Raw genomic sequence first — 19,404 nt, 5'->3', positions numbered from 1 at the left:
GGATCCGCTGGAACAACTTTACTTCAAAAGTTGAGCTGACTAGACTCAACTTTGTTGAGCAAAGTATTCTTCGCTGAGGTGAGGAGCCACCGTGGACACCAAATTCACGAACAAGAGCCAGGAAGCGCTTTCTGCTGCGGCCATGAACGCCAATACTGCTGGAAATCCGCAGATTGAACCGGCGCACCTGCTGAAAGCGCTGATGGACCAGCGGCAAGGGGTGGCCGTCGCATTGCTGAAGGCGGCCGGAGTCAATGTGGATACCGTCAGTGCGGCAGCCAGCACTGCCATCCACCAGCTGCCTTCATCCTCCGGCTCCTCCGTGGCGCAGCCCCAGTTCTCCCGGCCGCTGCTCCAAGTCATCAACGCAGCCCAGCAGGAAGCCGAGAAGCTCGGAGACGCGTTTGTATCCACGGAACATCTCCTGCTCGGACTGTCCCTCGACAACGGTCCGGCAGGAAAAGTGCTGCGGGACAACAACGCCGGCCATGACGCCCTCAGCGCCGTGCTTCCATCAGTACGAGGAGACCGCAAAGTGACCAATGCCGATCCGGAGAACACCTTCCAGGCCCTGGAGAAATTCAGCACGGACCTGACGGAAATGGCCCGCTCGGGCAAGCTGGACCCGGTGATCGGCCGGGATGCGGAGATCCGCCGCGTCATCCAGGTGCTTAGCCGCCGCACCAAGAACAACCCGGTGCTTATCGGCGAGCCCGGCGTCGGGAAGACCGCCGTGGTGGAGGGACTTGCCCAGCGCATCGTCGCGGGGGATGTACCCGAGAGCCTCAGCGGCAAAACGCTGCTGTCCCTGGACCTCGGGTCCATGGTTGCAGGCGCCAAGTACCGCGGTGAGTTCGAAGAGCGGTTCAAGGCCGTGCTTGAGGAAATCTCCAATGCCGAAGGGCAGGTCGTCACCTTCATCGACGAACTGCACACCGTGGTTGGTGCCGGCGCGGCCGAGGGATCCATGGACGCCGGCAACATGCTCAAACCGATGCTCGCCCGCGGAGAGCTTCGGCTAATCGGCGCCACCACCCTGGACGAATACCGCGAAAACATTGAAAAGGACGCGGCGCTGGAGCGGCGCTTCCAGCAGGTGTACGTGGGTGAGCCCAGCGTGCCGGACACCATCGGCATCCTGCGCGGCCTGAAGGAGCGGTACGAGGCCCACCACAAGGTTGCCATCGCCGACTCGGCACTCGTGGCCGCCGCCACGCTGTCCAACCGCTACATCACCGGACGCCAGCTTCCCGACAAGGCCATTGACCTGGTGGATGAGGCCGCTTCCCGGCTGCGGATGGAAATTGATTCCGCCCCCGAGGAAATTGACGAACTCCGCCGTGCCGTGGACCGGCTGACCATGGAGGAACTCGCGCTGGCCAACGAAACGGACGAGGGCTCCATCGAACGGCTGTCCGTCCTGCGCGAGGACATGGCCAATAAGAAGGAACAGCTGGCCGCGCTCAATGCCCGGTGGGAAGCCGAGAAAGCCGGACTCAACCGGGTCGGTGACCTTAAGGCCAAGATTGACGAGCTGCGCAGCGAGGCGGAGAAATTCCAGCGCGACGGCGACCTCACGGAAGCTTCCCGCATCCTGTACGGCGAGATACCGGCATTGCAGAAGGAACTGGAGGCAGCCCAGCAGGCGGAGGAGAGCAACTTCGGCGAAGAAACCCGGGAACTGATGGTTTCCGAGGAAGTCACCGCCGACGACATTGCGGAAGTGGTCTCGGCCTGGACCGGGATCCCCTCCGGACGCATGCTGCAGGGCGAATCCCAGAAACTGCTGGACATGGAGGAAGCCATCGGCTCCCGGCTGATCGGACAGGGCAAGGCAGTGGCCGCCGTCTCCGACGCGGTGCGCCGGTCACGGGCAGGCGTCGCCGACCCGGACCGTCCCACCGGCTCCTTCCTGTTCCTCGGCCCCACCGGCGTCGGCAAGACCGAGCTCGCAAAGGCTTTGGCGGACTTCCTCTTCGACGACGAGCGGGCCATGGTCCGCATCGACATGAGCGAGTACTCCGAAAAGCACGCGGTCTCCCGGCTGGTCGGTGCCCCGCCCGGATACGTGGGCTACGAAGAGGGCGGCCAGCTCACCGAAGCGGTGCGCCGCCGTCCCTATTCGGTGATCCTGCTGGACGAAGTGGAGAAGGCGCATCCGGATGTTTTCGACATCCTGCTGCAGGTGCTCGACGACGGCCGGCTGACTGACGGCCAGGGCCGGACGGTGGACTTCCGCAACGTCATCCTGATCCTGACCTCCAACCTGGGGTCCCAGTTCCTGGTGGACCCCGGGCTGGCCGAGGATCAGAAGCGCGAGTCGGTGATGTCCATGGTCAACGCAAACTTCAAACCGGAGTTCCTCAACCGGCTCGACGACGTCATCCTGTTCGATCCGTTGAGCCTGGAGGACCTGACCCGGATCGTGGACATTCAGGTGGGTGCCCTGGCCAACCGGCTGCATGATCGCCGCCTGGTGCTGGACGTGACCGATGCCGCTCGGGAATGGCTGGGACTGACCGGCTACGATCCGGCGTACGGTGCCCGTCCGCTGCGCCGCCTGGTGCAGCGGGAAATCGGCGACCAGCTTGCCCGCGGCATCCTGGCCGGAAAGATCAACGACGGCAACACGGTGCTGGTGGACCGGGCGGCCGACAGCCTGGACGGCGACGGGCTGGTGGCCGAGCCCGGCCTCACCGTGGCGGCAGTGGCCTAGGTCCGGATCCGGCGGGGCACGGCCTGACGGCGCGGCGGTGGTATCCGCCGCGCCGTCGTCGGCCTAACGGTCGGCCTATCCGGCCAGCAGGGACTCGGTGAGTTCCTCGTCCTCGGCAGTGAACACGATGCAGTCCACGCGGCGGTCCCCGGAGGACCAGGTCTGCTCGGTGGGAATGGACTTGGTCAGCTTCAGGCCGGGGAAATCCGCGGCGGCGTCGGAGTAATCCACAGCCGCACAAACCTCGTTGACCCGCTCTTCCAAAGCGGCGGTGCCGGGGAAGGAAGCATCCTCGGTGAAGCTGTCGGTAGCGACGAGCTGTGCGTTATGCGGTGTTTCGCAGGTGACAACGGTGGCGCTGGAGTTCACATCATCCCAGCCCCGCAGGCATGCGCCGTCTTCCAGCTCCACCGGACTGACGTCCTCGGAGATAACGCCTTCCTCCTTGTTGTTAAAGACGAACACAAAAAGCAGGATGGCGATGACGGCTGCGAGTACAACACCGCCCAGCACCAGGAGCAGGCGGGTGTTGCGCTTGTTGCCGGCACCGTCCTTTGCCGTGGCGCCAATTGTTCCGGCTCCGCTTGGAGAGTGGTCCGCCCCGGGGTCCGTGGCGCCGGCTTCCGTGGCGCCGACGGGCTGCTTCCGGTCCGCTCCCGCTGCCGCCCGGTTTTCGGCGAGGCGGCGGGACCGGCGGGTCTCCCCGGCCGGGACAGCTGCTGTGACGGCCTCCGGTTCGTTTGGCGCGGCAGCGGAGACGTCTGTGCCCTCCAAGGGCGCTCCGGTCATCGGAGCAGCCGCGTTGATGCCGTGCAGCGGGTGCGGTTCCGCGTCCGCTGCGGACGGTTCCTTATCCGCGTCCGGAGCCGGTGCAGCGTTCTCTTCGGGTTCCAGGGCATCCGGCCCGGCTTCGGGTGCGCTCGTCAGGGCAGCTTCGTCCGTGGCCGGTGCTTTGTCTTCGGGGGCCGATGTGTCACCGTCCGCGGTCGGCGCTTCGTTCTCGGAGGCTGCTGCCTCACCGCCCGTGCTCTCTGAATCCGCTCCGGGTGCGGTCCCGGCGGTGTTCACCTTGATTTCGGCTCCGGCGGGCGCGGGTTCGAGTCCGGAAAGGCGTCCGGCCTCGGCTGCATCGGCCTCGGCCGCAGCGGTTTCCGAGGCGATCTGGTCGAGGGCAGCCGCTTCCACGGCGTCGTCGCTCAGGGCCGGTTCGGCCAGGGAAGGTTCCTCCAGCTTGAGGTCGTCGGGTGCCACCACCACCGGCTCCGCCGGAAGATCCACAGCGGCGGTTTCGTCACCGATGGGTTCGGTTCCGGCGTCCCCATCCGCAGCGGACGTTTCACCGTCCGCAGCTTCCGCAGCGGGGGTTTCACCATCCGTTGCCGCGTCGAAACTCCGATTCCAGACGCCGGCGTCGTGGCTTCCGTCTTCGGAGAGCCACGCGGGGGAGTCCGAATGGGCGCTCAGATCGGGGAAGGCACCCGGCGTACTGTCCTTCTCCGGTGGCGGAAAATCCGCTGCCGGTGTACTTTTCTGATCGCTCATGGTGAACGTCTGTCCTCCCTGTAGGCGGTGCCGTGAAGCACCCCAAGACTGTCTCTACCCCCGACTTTAGCCAATATGCGAGGGTGGGTGCAGGCAACGGCATGCCGGACGCGCCGCTCTTGTGCCCCGGCAACAGGCCCCGCAGCGGTGGAGGGGGCACAAGGCAGCGGGAAAACATGTAACCTGTACTTACGACAAATTGACCAAATATTCCGGGGCCCTCGTTCATCTGCCCGAACGACTAACCTCCGGATCGACGCAAAAAGGGGGTCACGCCATGGGGCGCGGCCGTCAAAAGGCAAAAGCAACCAAGCAGGCTCGGGAGATGAAGTACTTCACCCCGGCCACGGACTACTCGGCGCTGCAGCGTGAGCTCTCAGGACCGACGAGTCGTCCATCAAGTCGATATCCCGAGGAGCCGGCTGAGCCGGACTACTCGGCGTACGAAGATAAGTACGCGGATCAATTTGGCGACGATGACGATGATGAGGGTAACCGCCGCGTAGGCTAGCGGTTCCTCAAAGACGTTGGCCAATTTGCTTCATTCAGCGGATCACCTCAGGGTGGATCCGCTGAATGGCGTTAAGCGGCCGTCTTCGACACCTAAGCCCCGAACCAGCGACCGGTCCGGGGCGGGGCAGCGGGAGCGGGAGCGCTTAGGCGTAGGTCCCCACCATGCGGACCGCGCCGCCGTCCACGCCCTTGGCACCCTGAACGAAATCGGAATCGTTACCGGCCGGGGTTTCGGCCCGGCCGACGGCGCCCATGGTCCAGGCGGGGACACCGCGGGCTGCGAGACGCTCCAGCGCGGCATCGGCGCTCCCGGCGTCGACGATCGCCACCATGCCTACCCCGAGGTTCAGCGTCCGTTCCAGGTCCGGCTGCGGCACGTTGCCCAGTTCCGCGATCAGCTTGAATACGGGAGGCAGCTCCCAGGTGGAGCGGTCCACGGTGGCCTGCAGCCCCTTGGGCAGCACACGGGCCAGGTTTGCTGCCAGTCCGCCGCCGGTCACGTGGCTGAAGCCATGCACCCCGGCCGCCTCCCAGCGCGCCAGATCCAGGCAGTCCGCAGCGTAGACGCGGGTGGGTTCCAGCAGTTCCTCGCCCAAGGTGCGTCCCAGTTCCGAAACCTGGCGTTCAAGCTGCCACCCGGCATGGTTGATCACCCGGCGGACCAGGGAATAGCCGTTGGAGTGGATGCCCGAGGACGCCATGCCGATGACTACGTCGCCGCTGCGGACACGGTCCGGCCCGAGGAGCCGGTCTGCCTCCACCACCCCGGTGGCGGCACCGGCGACGTCGTACTCGTGCTCACCCAGCAGGCCGGGGTGTTCGGCGGTTTCGCCGCCGACCAGTGCCGTGCCGGCCACCTCGCAGGCCGCCGCGATGCCGCGCACGATGTCGGCGATACGCTCCGGCACCACCTTGCCGCAGGCAATGTAGTCGGTCATGAACAGGGGCTCGGCGCCAACCACCACAATGTCGTCTACCACCATGCCCACCAGGTCGAATCCGATGGTGTCGTGGATGTCCATGGCCTGCGCAATGGCGACCTTGGTGCCGACGCCGTCCGTGGACGTTGCGAGCAGCGGCTTCCGGTAGCTGAGCAGCCGGGAGGCGTCGTAAAGCCCCGCGAAACCGCCCACCCCGCCCAGTACCGATGAATTGTGGGTGGCCCTTACGGCCGCCTTCATCAGCTCAACGGCTTTGTCGCCGGCTTCGACATCCACCCCTGCGGACGCGTAAGTGATGGAGGTGGCGTTCATACTTCCTCTTTCTTTTCGGCATCGGTAAGCAGGTTCTCGTATTCGCTGTCCGGTCCCGGGTCGCAGCCGTTGGCTCCGGCGTCCTCCGCGGGATTGGCAGGTTCCAGCAGGTTCTTGCCCAGCCGGTCCGCAGCGGGAAGCTCGATCGGGTAGACACCGGTGAAGCAGGCGGTGCACAAGCGTTCCCGCGGCTGCATGGTGGCGTCGATCATTCCGTCTTCGGAAATGTAGGCCAGGCTGTCCGCGCCGATGGACGCGCGGATCTCCTCCACCGCTGCTCCGTTGGCAATCAGTTCGGCGCGGGAGGCAAAATCGATGCCGTAGAAGCAGGGCCACTTGACCGGGGGAGAGGAAATCTTCACGTGGACCTCAACGGCACCCGCTTCGTGCAGCATCCGGACGATGGCACGCTGCGTATTGCCGCGCACGATCGAGTCGTCCACGACCACCACCCGCTTGCCGCGGATCACGGATTCGAGGGCGTTCAGCTTCAGCTTGATACCCAGCTGGCGGAGCGTCTGGCTGGGTTGGATGAAGGTGCGTCCCACGTAGGAGTTCTTGACGAATCCGTGGGCGAAGGGGATCCCGGATTCCTCGGCGTAACCCACCGCAGCCGGGGTGCCGGATTCGGGGACGGGAATGACAATGTCCGCTTCCACTGCGTGTTCGCGGGCCAGCTGGCGTCCCATTTCAACACGGGATTCGTAGACGGAACGGCCGGCGATGCTCGCATCGGGGCGGGCGAGATAGACGTACTCGAAAACGCAGCCCGCCGGCGTCGGCTCTCCGAAGGTGCGGCTGCGGACGCCTGATTCGTCAATGGCAATGAACTCGCCCGGCTTGATCTCACGGATGAAACTGGCGCCCACGGTGGCGAGGGCGGAGCCTTCGGAGGCAACCACCCAGCCCCGTTCCAGGCGTCCCAGCACCAGCGGGCGGACGCCGTACGTGTCCCGCGCGGCGTACAGCGTGCCCTCGTCCATAAAGACAAAGGAAAACGCGCCGCGCAGTTTGGGCAGCAGCTCCATGGCCGTGTCCTCCAGGGACCGTCCGTCGCTGCCGTTGAGCAGGGCCGTGACCAGCGCGGTGTCGGAGGTGTTGCCCTGGGCGATTTCGCCGGTGCGGGGCCGGCCTTCGCGCTCGAGGATCAGTTCGTACAGTTCGGCGGAGTTGGTCAGGTTGCCGTTGTGGGCCAGCGCCACGGTACCGCTCGCGGTGGCTCCAAGCGTGGGCTGGGCATTGGCCCAGTGGGACGCTCCGGTGGTCGAATACCGGCAGTGCCCCACCGCAATGTGCCCCAGGAGGGTGTTGAGCGTGGTCTCGTCGAATACCTGGGATACCAGTCCCATGTCCTTGTACACGCTGATCCGGTTGCCGTCGCTGGCGGCGATGCCTGCGGACTCCTGTCCGCGGTGCTGCAGGGCATAGAGGCCGTAATAGGTTAGTTTCGCTACCTCTTCGCCGGGGGCCCAGACTCCGAAGACTCCGCAGGCATCCTGGGGGCCTTTTTCGCCGGGTATCAGATCATGGGAAAGCTGTCCGTCTCCGCGTGCCATGCCTGCATTCTCTCACGTGGTCCCCGTCACGTGGGCCGTACGCGCAACCGTTACGACAGTGGCTGTTCCCGGCTCTCCGGCTCCTCGGAGTCCACGCTTTCAACCATTGACCGGCGGGCCCTGCGCACGCTGATCCAATCCAGGACCAGCGCCGCCAGGGCGCCCAGCAGCAGGCCCGGCAGGGCGAACATCATGGTGAAGAACCCGAGGGTGGCCTCGCGCGTGAAGCTGGGATTCTCGGCTCCGCCGTAAGCAACAAAGAGGGCAGCAATGAACCCGGCGACAACGCCCAGTGCCAGGAAGGGGACAAAACGGGGGGCGCGGCGGACCGAAATCTCGCGGCGCTCAGGGGTGTGCTGCTCGGAAACCATGCTTCGATTCTACCGGTCCGGCCGTCTCCTGCCGCGCGGATTCTTCGGACCGGCCGGAACCTTCGGACGGGCCGGAACCTTCGGACGGGCCCCTAGGCCGCGGCGCGGAAGAGCGGCAGCACGTCCGAAAGGTCGGCGCGCAGTCCCGAAGCCGCCACCTTCCCGGCCCCGACGGCATCCGCCCAGGACTGCCGGCCCGTGACCAGCGCCAGCCAGGTGGCGCCGTCGGTCTCGATGACGTTCGGGGGAGTGCCGCGGGTGTGCCGCGGACCGGCCACGCACTGGGTGACTCCGAACGGCGGAACCCGGACCTCCACACTGTTGCCGGGCGCGCGTTCAGCGAGTTCCTCCAACGAGTAGCGCACCGCCGTAGCGGTGGTGCCGCGGTCCGTTGCCCCGGCAGCCGCCGCCGCCAGGGCCGCCCGGCCGTCTTCGCCCGAGATCCGGCGCCGTGCCATGCTTCTAGCCCAGCAGCGCCGTGACCGGCGCGCCCAGCCGCAGGCTGCCCACGGGCTGTCCGCCGCCAAGCACAGGCTGCATGATCTTGGCCAGCACCTTTTCCACCGCCAGCGGATCAACGGCGCCGCTGGCTGCCAGCAGCGTCAGGCCCACCAGGGAAGCGGCGCGGGTGTTGCCGTCGAGCATCTTCAGGGCCACCGAAACGCCGGTGTCGGTACCCAGCACCAGCACGCCCTCGGCACCGTTCTTGGCGATGATCCCCAGGTCTTCCATCACAATCGAGTTTTCGCGGCCGTGGCCGTGCACCGCCCACGGGTAGTCGAGCATGGCGGTGGCAACCGTTGCCGCGCGGGCGTTGCCGTGCTTGCCGGACGGTGCCTTGGCCAGCCGGCCGATGCCGCGGGCCAGCCCGGTCAGGGACACGGCCGCCAGCGGCGCGCCGCATCCGTCCACTGCCCAGTGCTGCACCGTCTCGCCGGTGAATTCCTCGATGACCTCGGCAATGCGGCGCTGCAGCGGATGCCGGGGATCCAGGTAGGTGGCGTGGTCCCAGTTGTTCTCGGTGCAGGCCCAGAGGAAGGCGGCGTGCTTGCCGGAACAGTTGAAGGCGATCCGCTGCGGGCCCTTGCCCTCGCGGATCAGTTCATTGCGTGCCTCGGTGTCCTGCGGCCAGTCCTCGGGGCACTGCAGATGCCCCTCGGTGACGCCGGCGGCGGCCAGCATGCCGCGGACGACGTCGGTGTGTTCCCGGGAGCCGACGTGGCTGGCGGCGGCAAGCGCCACCTGCGGCCCGCGCAGGGGTACGCCGGACTGCATGGCTGCGACGGCCTGGAAGGGCTTCAGCGTGGAGCGCGGGAAGATCGGAGTGGTGATGTCCCCGAGTTCCGTGACCACCGTGCCGTCCGCGGCCATCACGACGGCGGAGCCGATGTGGCGGGATTCAATAAAACCGTTGCGCTCGAGCACTGCCAGTTCAACGGCGTCGGACGCGGTGAAAGTTGCGTTCATGCTCTCCAGTCTAAAGGGGTGCGGGGGGCGAACCGGCGATGACGGCCCCGGCACCGCCATCGATCTTGTTGCCCCCCGCCGCTTTAGTGGCGGCCGCTGCACCGCTGCAGCGGCCACCGTTCCACTATCGGGCGGCCCCCCGGCTACCTGCAATGGCGTACCCGGCTGCGGGTACCCCGTGGCCGGAAATAGGTAGCGGCGGCGTAGTCCACCCGGCGGCGTCATGTTGGGCAGATGCTTACAGGCGGTCCGTCCCAGCAAGTACCCTGATCTACTGTGAAGGTTCTCGTAGTAGGCCCCGGCGGCCGCGAACATGCCCTTGTCCGAGCGCTCCTGGCCGATCCCTACGTCCGCGAGGTCCACGCGGCCCCCGGGAACGCAGGCATTGCCCAAATGGTCCCGGTCCACCCGGTTGATGCCGTCGACCCCGCTGCGGTCACGGACCTTGCCCGGTCCCTCGGATCCGATCTGGTGGTCATCGGCCCCGAAGCGCCCCTCGCAGCAGGTGTGGCCGATGCCTTGCGGGAGGCCGGGTTTGCCGTATTCGGTCCGTCGCGCGCCGCCGCCCAGCTCGAAGCCTCCAAGGCCTTTGCCAAGCAGGTCATGGCCGCCGCCAACGTTCCCACCGCCATGGCGCGCGTAGCCGGCACCGTCGAAGAGGCCTCGGACGCCCTGGACACCTTCGGGACTCCGTACGTGGTCAAGGACGACGGTCTCGCCGCGGGTAAGGGTGTGGTGGTGACGTCCGACCGGGACGAAGCCCTGGACCATGCCAGGGCCTGCTTCGACGCCGGCGGCACCGTGGTGATTGAAGAGTTCCTGGACGGCCCCGAAGTTTCGCTCTTTGTGCTGTCCGACGGGCGGCATGTGCTGCCGCTGGCCCCCGCACAGGACTTCAAACGGATTTTCAACGACGACGCCGGCCCCAACACCGGCGGCATGGGCGCCTACTCGCCCCTGGACTGGGCGCCGCCCGGGCTGGTGCAGGATGTGGTTAGCCGGATTGCGCAGCCGACCATTGATGAAATGGCATCCCGGGGCACTCCCTTTGTAGGCGTGCTCTACTGCGGGCTCGCACTGACCACGCGCGGAGTGCGGGTCATTGAGTTCAATGCCCGCTTTGGCGATCCGGAAACACAGGCGGTGCTGGCCCGGCTGAAGACCCCGCTCGGCGGCCTGTTGATGGCGGCGGCCAAGGGCGGCCTGGATGCAATGGAGCAGCTCAAGTGGGACCCGCGCCCCGCCGTCGCCGTGGTGGTCGCCGCGGAAAACTATCCGGACACGCCGCGGACCGGTGACCGGGTGCGGGGACTGAAGAAAGCCGGCCGGCTGGAGGGTGTGCACGTGCTGCACGCCGGGACGAAGCTGAAGAAGGATAAGGTGCGCAGCGCCGGCGGGCGGGTACTCGCCGTCGTCGCACTGGGCTCCGACCTGGACGAGGCCAGGGACCGCGCCTACGCCGGGGTGGACCTGATCCGGCTGGAAGGTTCCCAGCACCGCACGGACATTGCCCTGAAGGCCGCCCGCGGCGAAGTGCGGGTGCCGGACGGCGGCTCGGAACGGGCGGGCAGCAACGCCGCGCCGGGGACCGGTGCGGTCCCCGGCGGGAAGCCGGCATGAGCAGGACGGACGGCCTGGGCGATGCGCCGGAGCTGCCGGGCTGGACCCACGTTTACTCGGGCAAGGTCCGGGACTTGTACGTGCCCGCGGGTGCCGGGGACAACGCCGGGGACAACGCCGGCCGCGTGCTCGTGGTGGCCAGTGACCGGATCAGCGCCTACGACCATGTACTCGCCAGCACCATCCCCGACAAGGGCAGGATCCTCACCCAGCTCAGCCTCTGGTGGTTCGACCAGCTGGCGGAAATCCCGAACCACGTGATCTCCGCCCGGGAGGGCATCCCGGAGGCTGTGGCCGGCAGGGCGATGATCTGCCAAAGGCTCGACATGTTCCCGGTGGAGTGCATTGCCCGCGGTTACCTCACCGGCTCCGGGCTCGCGGAGTACGAGGTTTCCCGGACGGTCTGCGGGCTGCCGCTGCCGGACGGGCTGGTGGACGGGTCCCGGATTGAACCGGCCGTCTTTACCCCCTCGGCCAAGGCCGAGCAGGGCGAGCATGATGAAAACATCACCTACGAAGCCGTCGTGGACACGGTGGGCCCCGACACCGCCGGGCAGCTGCGCTCGCTGACGCTGCAGATCTACACCCGCGCCGAGGCCGTCGCCAGAGAACGCGGCATCATCCTCGCCGACACGAAGGTGGAGTTCGGCGCAGATCCGGCCACCGGCACGGTCACGCTGGGGGACGAGGTCCTGACGCCGGATTCCTCCCGTTTCTGGGACGCGGCGCTGTATTCGCCCGGGAAGGCCCAGCCGTCCTTCGACAAGCAGTATGTGCGCGACTGGCTGACGTCACCGGCTTCGGGCTGGGTCCGCCATTCGGACACTCCTCCGCCCGCCCTGCCTGCCGACGTCGTCGACCGCACCCGGGAGCGATACGTGGAGTCCTACGAGCGGCTCACCGGGGAGAAGTTCGTGTAGCCCAGTCCATGGCTGCAGAACGTACCCGTGCTTAACGCAAAAGGGCCGGTCAGATTTCTCTGACCGGCCCTTGCTGGTCGGGGTGACAGGATTTGAACCTGCGACCTCGTCGTCCCGAACGACGCGCGCTACCAAGCTGCGCCACACCCCGTAACCACTGCCTTGCTGAAGTGTTTGACTACCTCGCGAAGCAACTTTACAAGGATACTAGACAAATCCCGATTCCGCGAAACGGGCTTCCGGAAAGCCTGCGGCGGCCCCCGCCGGAGGGAGCTTCCGGGTCCCGGATAGGGCTTAGGAGTCCCGCGCCGTGAGCGTCAGCAGGACTGCCTCGGGACGGCATGCGAAACGCACCGGCGCGAACCGGGAGGTGCCGATGCCGGCGGAAACATTCAGCGGAACCCGCCGTCCCGCGTGGGCCCAGGAAGTCAGGCCGCGTGCCTGCCGGGTCGGCAGGTCGCAGTTGCTCACCAGGGCGCCGTAGCCGGGAATGCAGACCTGCCCGCCGTGGGTGTGTCCGGCCAGGATGATCTCGGCACCGCCGCCGGTGAACTGGTTGAGCACGCGCTGGTAGGGGGCATGGGCGACGCCGATTTTCACTTCCGGCGCCGCGCCGGTGCCCCTGGCCGCACGGTCTCCGGCGGTGTCTGCCCCGGAGGGAGCAAAGCCCTGATACCGGTCCCGCTGCAGGTGCGGGTCATCCACTCCGGAGAAGTTCAGGCGGAGGTCGGGCAGGTCCATCACCGTGCTGGTGTTGGTCAGGTTGAGCCAGCCGGCGTCCTCGAAGGCCCCGAAGAGGGTGCCCCAGGGAAGCTTCTCCGGATCGCGCCGGTGCTTGGACGGGCCGGTGAAATACGTGAACGGGTTCTTCAGCACAGGGGCGTAGTAGTCATTGGAGCCGGGGACAAAAACCCCCGGGAACCGCATGACGGGCTTCAACGCCTCGAGCACTGCAGGCACTGCCTGCGGATGGCTGAGGTTATCGCCGGTGTTGACCACGAGGTCAGGTTCCAGATCCGCCAGTCCCTGCAGCCAGCGGACCTTCCGGTCCTGGCCGGGAACAAAGTGGATATCCGAAAGGTGCAGGATGCGCAGGGGATCACTTCCGGCGGGAAGGACACGGACGGTTTCTTCCCGGACGCCAAAGAGGTTCCGTTCAATCAGGGAGCCGTAGGCGAGGGCGGCAGCACCGGTTCCGGCGATGCCGCCGGCCAGCCATGCGGCCTTCCGTCCAACGGAGACAAGGGTGGAATCAGCCACTAACCGTTACCCTCGCCGTTGCCGCCGCCTTCGCCGCCGCCTTCGCCGCCGCCTTCGCCGCCGCCGCCTTCGCCGCCGCCGTTGTCACCCGCGGGTGGAGTATTGACGGCCGGGGCCGCCGGTGGGGATACGGGAGGGGAGGCAGGCTGGGAAGCCCGCGGGGAGGCAGGAGGCGTTGCGCGGGGAGGGGGAGCCGTGTTGCCGATCATGCTGGCCGGGGGCGGGGTGAACGCGTTTGCCTCGTACTGGCCGGCAATGCGCTGGATGAAGTTCTTCCAGGACGGTCCGGCGATCAGCGAGCCGTCGATCTCCGGGTAAACCCGTCCGCCGATCAGCTTGTCCGACATGGTGGTGGCGTTGGCTTTCCAGTTGCCGATCCAGGATGCGGTCACCATGCCGGTGCTGTAGCCCATGAACCAGGTCTGCGAGCGGGTGTCGTTGGTGCCGGTCTTGCCTGCGGTGGGCACACCCACCTGCAGGTTGAGGCCTGAACCGTTGGTCATTACCCGCTGGGTGGCCATGTTGACGCCCTGGGCAACCTCTTTACGCATCACCTGTTCGCAGGACTGCTGCGGTACCGGGTATTCGGTGCCGTCAGCCCCTGTAACGGATTCAAGGGCAATCGGGTCACACTGCAGGCCCTCGGCGGCCAAGGTTGCGAAGCCGGTGGCCATGGCCAGCGGGGAGGCGTCGCCGCCGCCGCCGAAGGTCGACGGCGGGTCCACGCCAAGCATCTCTCTTTCGCCGTCCGAGCCCTTGCCGTTGTGGATACCGGCGGCAAAGGCCATCTGCTGGAACTTGCAGAGGTCAATTTCGCGGGTTTCGGCCAGCGTGATGGTGTTGTAGGACTGCGCGAGGCCGTCCAGGACCGTGGTGGTTTTGTAGTTCGTGTCGCCGTAGTTGATCGGGGTCCACTCGGTGGTGCTTACGTAGGCGCCGCCGTAGCAGCTGGCATTCCACGCGGTTCCTACGGGATAGGTCCGCTTGGCGCCGTTCAGGTTGGCGTTCAGGGTCTTGCCGGAATCCAGCCAGGCAGCGACGGTGAACGGCTTGTACGTGGATCCGGGCTGGAAGCCGCCCAAGCCGTTGAGGGGTTTGTTCGGATCGCCGTTCTGGTTGACGTCCACGTTGAAGTTCTGGACCGAGTTGCCGTCCGCGAGTTCCGGCGTGTACCGGGTGTTCTGGGCCATCGTCAGGATCTTGCCCGTGCCCGGTTCGATGCTGACCATCGCATGGCCGATCTCAGCGTCGGTGGTGTCCGGATTGGCCGTTTCATTGATGGCTGTCTGCGCGGCGTTTTGGAACGTCGGGTTCAGGGTGGTCTTGATGGTGAGGCCGCCGCGCTTGAGCAGCTTGTCCCGGTCCTCCTCGGTGGCGCCGAAGTTCTCGTCGTTGAGCACAAGGCGGGTTACGTAGTCACAGAAGTAGGGAGCCATCGAGGCGCCAACGCAGTTACTGGAAACCGGAGTGACCTGCAGCGCCAGTTCGGTGACAACAGCGGCGTCGAAGTCTGCCTGCGTGATGCGTCCCTTATCCAACATGGCCTGGAGCACCAGGTTCCGGCGTTCCAGGGCGCGCTCGGGGTTCAGCTCCGGGCTGTAATAGGTGGGACCGTTGACGACGCCGGCCAGCAGCGCCGACTGCGCAATGTTCAGGTCCTTGGCGTCAACGTTGAAGAAGTAGCGGGCCGCAGCTTGGACGCCATACGTGGTGCCGCTGAACGGAACGATATTGAAGTAGCCCTCAAGAATTTCGTCCTTGCTCAGCTCTTTTTCCACCGCAATTGCGAGTTTCATTTCCCGCAGCTTGTCGCCAACCGATTTTCCGCCGCTGAAAACAACTTCCTCGTTGTTCTGCAGGTTGGTGTCAATGATGACGTTGTTTACGTATTGCTGGGTGATGGTGGAAGCACCGCGGGTGCTGTCGCTGGTGGCGTTTGAGACCAGCGCCCCCATGATGCCCTGCAGGTCCACCCCGCCGTGGTCGTAGAACCGGTCGTCCTCGATGGCCAGCATGGCGTCCACCATATTGGGGGACACCTGGTCGAGGGTCACCGGCTGGCGGTTCTCCTCATATACCGTGGCGATCAGGGAACCGTCGTTTGCAAGGATCTTCGAGGGCGTTGCCAGGGCTCCGCGTTCCAGTTCCGACGGAAGCTGGTCGAAGAACTGGATGGATCCGGACGCGGCTGTGCCTGCTGCTGCGGCTACCGGAACCAGGAGACCGGCTGCCAGGACTCCGCAAAGAGCACTGATGCCGAAGAACGCGACGAGCTTCCCGAGAGTGGTCGCCGTGTCAAAGAACGGTGATTTGCGTGCTGCCATGCGAGACAGTCTACAAGCACGTTAGGCTTTCCCTTATGACCAAATGGGAATACTTCATAACGCCTCTTCCACTACACACACCCGGGCAAGTCCTGAATATGCACGGGGACGAAGGCTGGGAACTGGTACAGATCGCTTCCGCACCCAATGGAACCGGTTCCGTTGCCTACATGAAACGCGAAAAAAGCCAGTGACCGCCGCTGCCGGTGCAGTGTCGGCCGTTGAGATCCGGCTCCGGGAACTCGGCCTGAGCCTTCCCGCCGTCGCGTCTCCGGTGGCTGTCTACGTCCCGGCCGTCATCACCGGAAACCTCGTCCACACGTCCGGCCAGCTGCCGTTCGTGGACGGGGTCCTGCCGGCCACCGGCAAGGTGGGTGCGGAGGTGGGCGCAGAAGATGCTGCGTCCTACGCAGCCATCTGTGCCGTCAATGCGCTGGCTGCCGTGAAGGCGCAGATCGGTGATCTTGACCGCGTTGTCCGGGTGGTGAAGGTGGTGGGCTACGTCGCCTCCGATCCTTCCTTCACCGGCCAGCCTGCCGTCATTAACGGTGCCTCGGAAGTCCTGGGAAATGTCTTCGGCCAGGCCGGAAGCCATGCGCGTTCCGCCGTCGGCGTCGCGGTCCTGCCGCTGGATGCTCCGGTTGAAGTAGAAATGATCGTTGAATTTGCCTAACTCGACAGTCCGGCTGTTCCCGGTAGCCGCCTCGCAGCGGGTGGCCGCCCAGAGCTGGTTTGAACGTCCCGACCGCACGCCCCGCAAACCGCGGCTGGCGTCCTCAGTGGTGCTGCTGCGGGATTCGCCCCGCGGCACGGAGACCTACCTTTCCTACCGGCGCGGCGAATCCCCCCTTGGCAAGGTGGCGTTTCCGGGCGGCAGCATCGAAGAGAACGACGACGCACAGGCATCCTGGTACGGTCCGTCGCCGGCAGCATGGGCCAAGTCCATGGGGACCGACGACGCCCGGCTGGCCCGCCGCCACGTCGTGGCCGCAATCCGCGAGTTGTTCGAGGAAACCGGCATCCTGCTGGCCGGACCCGATGAATCAACACTGATGGAAAGCAACCGGGGCCCGGAATGGATGGGTGCGCGGACTGCGATTGCGACCCAGGAGGCTTCCTTCCTGGAGCTGCTGGGCAGGCGCGGCCTCGGCCTGCGGACGGACCTGCTGCGCCCGCTGTCCAACTGGCACAGCGCCGATTTTGCCCTGCGACGTTTCGACACCCGTTATTTCGCGGCGGTTCAGCCGGTGGGCCAGGACGCGACCCTGCTGGCAGGGAAGGGCGTCTGGGCGGACTGGAAGCCGGCCGCGGAAGTCATCGCCCAACGGGATACAACCGCACTGGGCGACGAGATCGGCCAGGAGGACACCTCGGGGCTGACCCTGGGGGAGCTGGTGGTTCCCGCCGTCGAACTGACCCTGGAAAAGGTGGCCTCCGCACGGGGCTGCATCGCTTATCTGTCGAGCCGCCGGCCCGCGGCCGTTTACCGGCCGGAGCTGGTGCAGGTGAACGGGGAACCCTGCGTGGCAGTGCGCCCCGCAGGCGGAGCCGAAGGGTCCTCCCAGCACGGGCGCTAGCCAAGCCGGCTGCACAAATGTGCACGGCTGGGTATTAACAACGGAGGCGGCGGGGCCAATGGCCGGGGCGGCCGGGGGTGGGGGGTTTGGGGGCTCGCGGGGGCCCCCCCCGCCCCCACCCGCGCGCGGTGGGTAACCCCCCCCCGCCCCCCCGCCCCCCCCCCCCCCCCGCCTCCGTTGTTGGTGTTTTGCGACTCTAGCGGGAACGCTGGCGCAGCCGCTGCACGTCCAGGATGACAACCGCACGGGCTTCCAGGCGCAGCCAGCCACGCTGGACGAACTCGGCCAGGGCCTTGTTCACCGTTTCGCGCGAGGCACCCACCAGCTGGGCCAGTTCCTCCTGCGTCAGCTCATGTGCAACAAGGATGCCGTCGGTTGCCGGACGGCCGAAGCGGTCCGCCAGATCCAGCAGTGCCTTGGCTACGCGGCCGGGAACGTCGGAGAAAACGAGGTCCGCCAGGGACTCATTCGTCCGGCGGAGCCGGCGGGCCAGGGCCTGCAGCAGCTGGACGGAAACCTCGGGACGGGTTTCAATCAGGGCGCGCAGGTTCTCGTGGCGGAGGCCTGCGAGGCGGGTCTCCGAAACTGCGGTTGCCGTGGCATTGCGGGGAGACGGATCAAAAAGGGCCATCTCGCCGAACAGTTCGCCGGGGCCGAGGATCGCCAGCAGGTTCTCCCGGCCGTCAGGGGCGGAGCGGCCAAGCTTGATCTTGCCGGAGACGATGAAATAGAGCTGGTCGCCCTGATCGCCTTCGCGGAAAACGGAGGCGCCACGTGAGAGGTCGACCTCAGTGAGCTCTTCGGTCAGGGCGGCGAAAACGTCGTCTCCCAGAGAGGCGAACAACGGCGCGCGGCGCAGTACCTCGATATCCATGAAATCTCCTGTAAATAGTGGTCTCTACTTATTATCTTGCCGCACGTCACTCCCTAGTGACACCTGAAGCACGTTTGTTCACTAACGGACGGGAAAAAGAGGGCAGGACCACAGCCCCGGGGTCAATCCTGATAACGGCATCCGGAGGTTGTCCCTATAAACTCGCAACTGCAGCGGTCCACCGCCGCCTGGCCGCCCCCGATTGACACGCTTGGAGCTCTTTGTGCTCGGATTGACACTTCTGGACATCATCCTGCTCCTTGTCCTGCTCTTCTATCTGGTGGCCGGGCTGCGCAACGGACTGGTGGTTACCCTCGGCGGGATTGTCGGTTTCGTTGCCGGGGCCATTGGAGCGTTCTTCGCGATTCCGCTGGTTGCGGGCTGGGTTCCGGACAACGGCTGGCGGCTGACGGTGGTGATAGCCACCGCGGTGGTCCTGGTGCTGGTAGGCCATGCAGCCGGGGCAGCCCTGGGCGGTATGATCCGGCGGTGGCTGAATTTCCCTCCGCTGCGGTTCCTTGACCGGGTGCTCGGCGGTGCCGCCAACCTTGTAGTGGCCGCGCTGGTGATGGCCATGCTTGCCTTCAGCGTGACGACACTGGGCGTACCGTTCCTGTCGCAGCAGCTTGCTGCCTCGAAGGTGCTCTCCGCCATTGATGACGCCACTCCCGAGCAGGTAAAGACCTGGAGCGCCCAGATCCGTTCCTTCACCGTCTCCGAGGGGCTGCCGACCATCCTGGACAGCGCCGCGCCGCAGACTGCCGTCCCGCCCAGTGCGGAGGTGGACTCCGAGGCGCTGCGGACGGCCTCGGCGTCGGTCCTTAAGATCACGGGCACGGCTTACCAGTGCGGACAGAACCAGACCGGTTCCGGCTTTGTGGTGGCCGATGACCGCGTGGTCACCAACGCGCATGTGGTTGCCGGGGTGAATGAGCCGGTGGTGGAGGTTCCCGATGGCAGCGTGCTGCCCGGACGGGTGGTTCACTTCGACTCGGCACGGGACCTGGCCGTCCTTGCCGTGGAGGGCCTCGACGCCGATCCGATTCCGGTCGGTGCGCCGTTGGCCGAGGGCACCACAGCTGCCTTTGCCGGTTATCCGGCGGGTGGGCCCTTCCGGATGCAGGCCGCCAATGTCGAGGGCCTTTCCAACGTGGCCGTCCGCGACATTTACGGAGCCTCCCCCGAGGTGCTGGAGGTCTATACCCTGGCCGCGAACGTGCAGCAGGGCAACTCCGGCGGACCGCTGCTGGACATGGACGGCCACCTCGCCGGTGTCATTTTCGCCAAGACCACCAGCGACCAGCCCATCGGCTACGCCCTCTCACTGGCCGAAGTCGGCCCCGTGGTGGATGCCGCTTCCGGCTACACCACCCCGGTTTCAGCTGGCCAGTGCACCAGTAAATAGGGTGCA

The 19,404-nt window shown here is 66.3% G+C and carries 16 protein-coding genes and 1 tRNA gene; 7 read left to right on the top strand and 10 right to left on the bottom strand.

Going from position 1 to position 19,404, the window contains the following annotated elements; genetic code table 11:
• Positions 1–91 precede the first annotated feature (91 nt).
• On the top strand, positions 92–2,716 hold the full coding sequence (gene clpB, locus LOC60_RS03020) for an ATP-dependent chaperone ClpB (protein WP_230021822.1): 2,625 nt from the start codon (positions 92–94) through the stop codon (positions 2,714–2,716).
• A gap of 75 nt (positions 2,717–2,791) precedes the next feature.
• On the opposite strand, the gene LOC60_RS03015 is transcribed toward clpB, so the two are convergent.
• The gene (locus LOC60_RS03015) at positions 2,792–4,258 is read right to left on the bottom strand and encodes a septum formation family protein (RefSeq protein WP_230021821.1); all 1,467 of its coding nucleotides are present in this window, start codon (positions 4,256–4,258) and stop codon (positions 2,792–2,794) included.
• 277 nt (positions 4,259–4,535) lie between these two features.
• Here LOC60_RS03015 and LOC60_RS03010 point away from each other — a divergent pair, with 277 nt between their 5' ends.
• Complete coding sequence (locus tag LOC60_RS03010; protein WP_146361664.1) at positions 4,536–4,769, top strand: DUF3073 domain-containing protein; 234 nt, start codon at positions 4,536–4,538, stop codon at positions 4,767–4,769.
• 145 nt (positions 4,770–4,914) lie between these two features.
• On the opposite strand, the gene purM is transcribed toward LOC60_RS03010, so the two are convergent.
• From purM to LOC60_RS02985, 5 genes are all read right to left on the bottom strand, one after another.
• Positions 4,915–6,024 (bottom strand): phosphoribosylformylglycinamidine cyclo-ligase, encoded by a 1,110-nt coding sequence (purM, locus tag LOC60_RS03005; RefSeq protein WP_230021813.1) that lies wholly within the window; start codon positions 6,022–6,024, stop codon positions 4,915–4,917.
• Positions 6,021–7,580, bottom strand: a complete 1,560-nt coding sequence (purF, locus tag LOC60_RS03000; RefSeq protein ID WP_230021811.1) for an amidophosphoribosyltransferase — start codon at positions 7,578–7,580, stop codon at positions 6,021–6,023. Before purF ends, purM begins: the two co-directional genes overlap by 4 nt.
• A gap of 50 nt (positions 7,581–7,630) precedes the next feature.
• Positions 7,631–7,951 carry a hypothetical protein gene (locus LOC60_RS02995; RefSeq protein WP_230021809.1) on the bottom strand — a complete coding sequence of 107 codons (321 nt, stop codon included), beginning with the start codon at positions 7,949–7,951 and terminating at the stop codon, positions 7,631–7,633.
• Between the two features lie 92 nt (positions 7,952–8,043).
• Positions 8,044–8,409, bottom strand: coding sequence for a sterol carrier family protein (locus tag LOC60_RS02990; RefSeq protein ID WP_230021807.1), 366 nt, complete (start codon positions 8,407–8,409; stop codon positions 8,044–8,046).
• A gap of 4 nt (positions 8,410–8,413) precedes the next feature.
• Positions 8,414–9,418, bottom strand: coding sequence for an asparaginase (locus LOC60_RS02985; protein WP_230021805.1), 1,005 nt, complete (start codon positions 9,416–9,418; stop codon positions 8,414–8,416).
• A 276-nt stretch (positions 9,419–9,694) separates the two neighbouring features.
• Between LOC60_RS02985 and purD the strand changes: the two genes are divergently transcribed.
• Both purD and LOC60_RS02975 read left to right on the top strand, forming a co-directional pair.
• Positions 9,695–11,038 carry a phosphoribosylamine--glycine ligase gene (gene purD, locus LOC60_RS02980; protein ID WP_230021802.1) on the top strand — a complete coding sequence of 448 codons (1,344 nt, stop codon included), beginning with the start codon at positions 9,695–9,697 and terminating at the stop codon, positions 11,036–11,038.
• On the top strand, positions 11,035–11,958 hold the full coding sequence (locus LOC60_RS02975) for a phosphoribosylaminoimidazolesuccinocarboxamide synthase (RefSeq protein ID WP_230021799.1): 924 nt from the start codon (positions 11,035–11,037) through the stop codon (positions 11,956–11,958). Before purD ends, LOC60_RS02975 begins: the two co-directional genes overlap by 4 nt.
• Positions 11,959–12,032: 74 nt before the next feature.
• Here LOC60_RS02975 and LOC60_RS02970 read toward each other — a convergent pair.
• The 3 genes from LOC60_RS02970 to LOC60_RS02960 all read right to left on the bottom strand — a co-directional run bounded on the left by LOC60_RS02970 (position 12,033) and on the right by LOC60_RS02960 (position 15,542).
• Positions 12,033–12,109: transfer RNA gene (locus LOC60_RS02970), tRNA-Pro, on the bottom strand.
• Between the two features lie 143 nt (positions 12,110–12,252).
• On the bottom strand, positions 12,253–13,218 hold the full coding sequence (locus LOC60_RS02965; RefSeq protein WP_442860362.1) for a metallophosphoesterase: 966 nt from the start codon (positions 13,216–13,218) through the stop codon (positions 12,253–12,255).
• The gene (locus LOC60_RS02960) at positions 13,218–15,542 is read right to left on the bottom strand and encodes a transglycosylase domain-containing protein (RefSeq protein WP_230021796.1); all 2,325 of its coding nucleotides are present in this window, start codon (positions 15,540–15,542) and stop codon (positions 13,218–13,220) included. The genes LOC60_RS02965 and LOC60_RS02960 overlap by 1 nt, the downstream gene beginning before the upstream one ends.
• A gap of 190 nt (positions 15,543–15,732) precedes the next feature.
• Here LOC60_RS02960 and LOC60_RS02950 point away from each other — a divergent pair, with 190 nt between their 5' ends.
• Both LOC60_RS02950 and LOC60_RS02945 read left to right on the top strand, forming a co-directional pair.
• On the top strand, positions 15,733–16,215 hold the full coding sequence (locus tag LOC60_RS02950) for a RidA family protein (RefSeq protein ID WP_230021791.1): 483 nt from the start codon (positions 15,733–15,735) through the stop codon (positions 16,213–16,215).
• Positions 16,208–17,119 (top strand): NUDIX hydrolase, encoded by a 912-nt coding sequence (locus LOC60_RS02945; protein ID WP_230021788.1) that lies wholly within the window; start codon positions 16,208–16,210, stop codon positions 17,117–17,119. The genes LOC60_RS02950 and LOC60_RS02945 overlap by 8 nt, the downstream gene beginning before the upstream one ends.
• A 196-nt stretch (positions 17,120–17,315) precedes the next feature.
• Here the strand turns inward: LOC60_RS02945 and LOC60_RS02940 are convergent, their stop codons facing one another.
• A complete protein-coding gene (locus tag LOC60_RS02940; protein WP_146360700.1) occupies positions 17,316–17,993 on the bottom strand; it encodes a Crp/Fnr family transcriptional regulator in 678 nt (225 codons plus the stop codon).
• Between the two features lie 223 nt (positions 17,994–18,216).
• Here LOC60_RS02940 and LOC60_RS02935 point away from each other — a divergent pair, with 223 nt between their 5' ends.
• On the top strand, positions 18,217–19,398 hold the full coding sequence (locus tag LOC60_RS02935) for a MarP family serine protease (protein WP_230021785.1): 1,182 nt from the start codon (positions 18,217–18,219) through the stop codon (positions 19,396–19,398).
• The last annotated feature ends 6 nt before the right edge of the window (positions 19,399–19,404 follow it).

Source organism: Arthrobacter sp. zg-Y769 (assembly GCF_020907405.1).
Lineage (GTDB): Bacteria > Actinomycetota > Actinomycetes > Actinomycetales > Micrococcaceae > Arthrobacter_B.
Note: the sequence above shows the minus strand (reverse complement) of the source record. Positions and strands in the feature narration are given on the sequence as shown.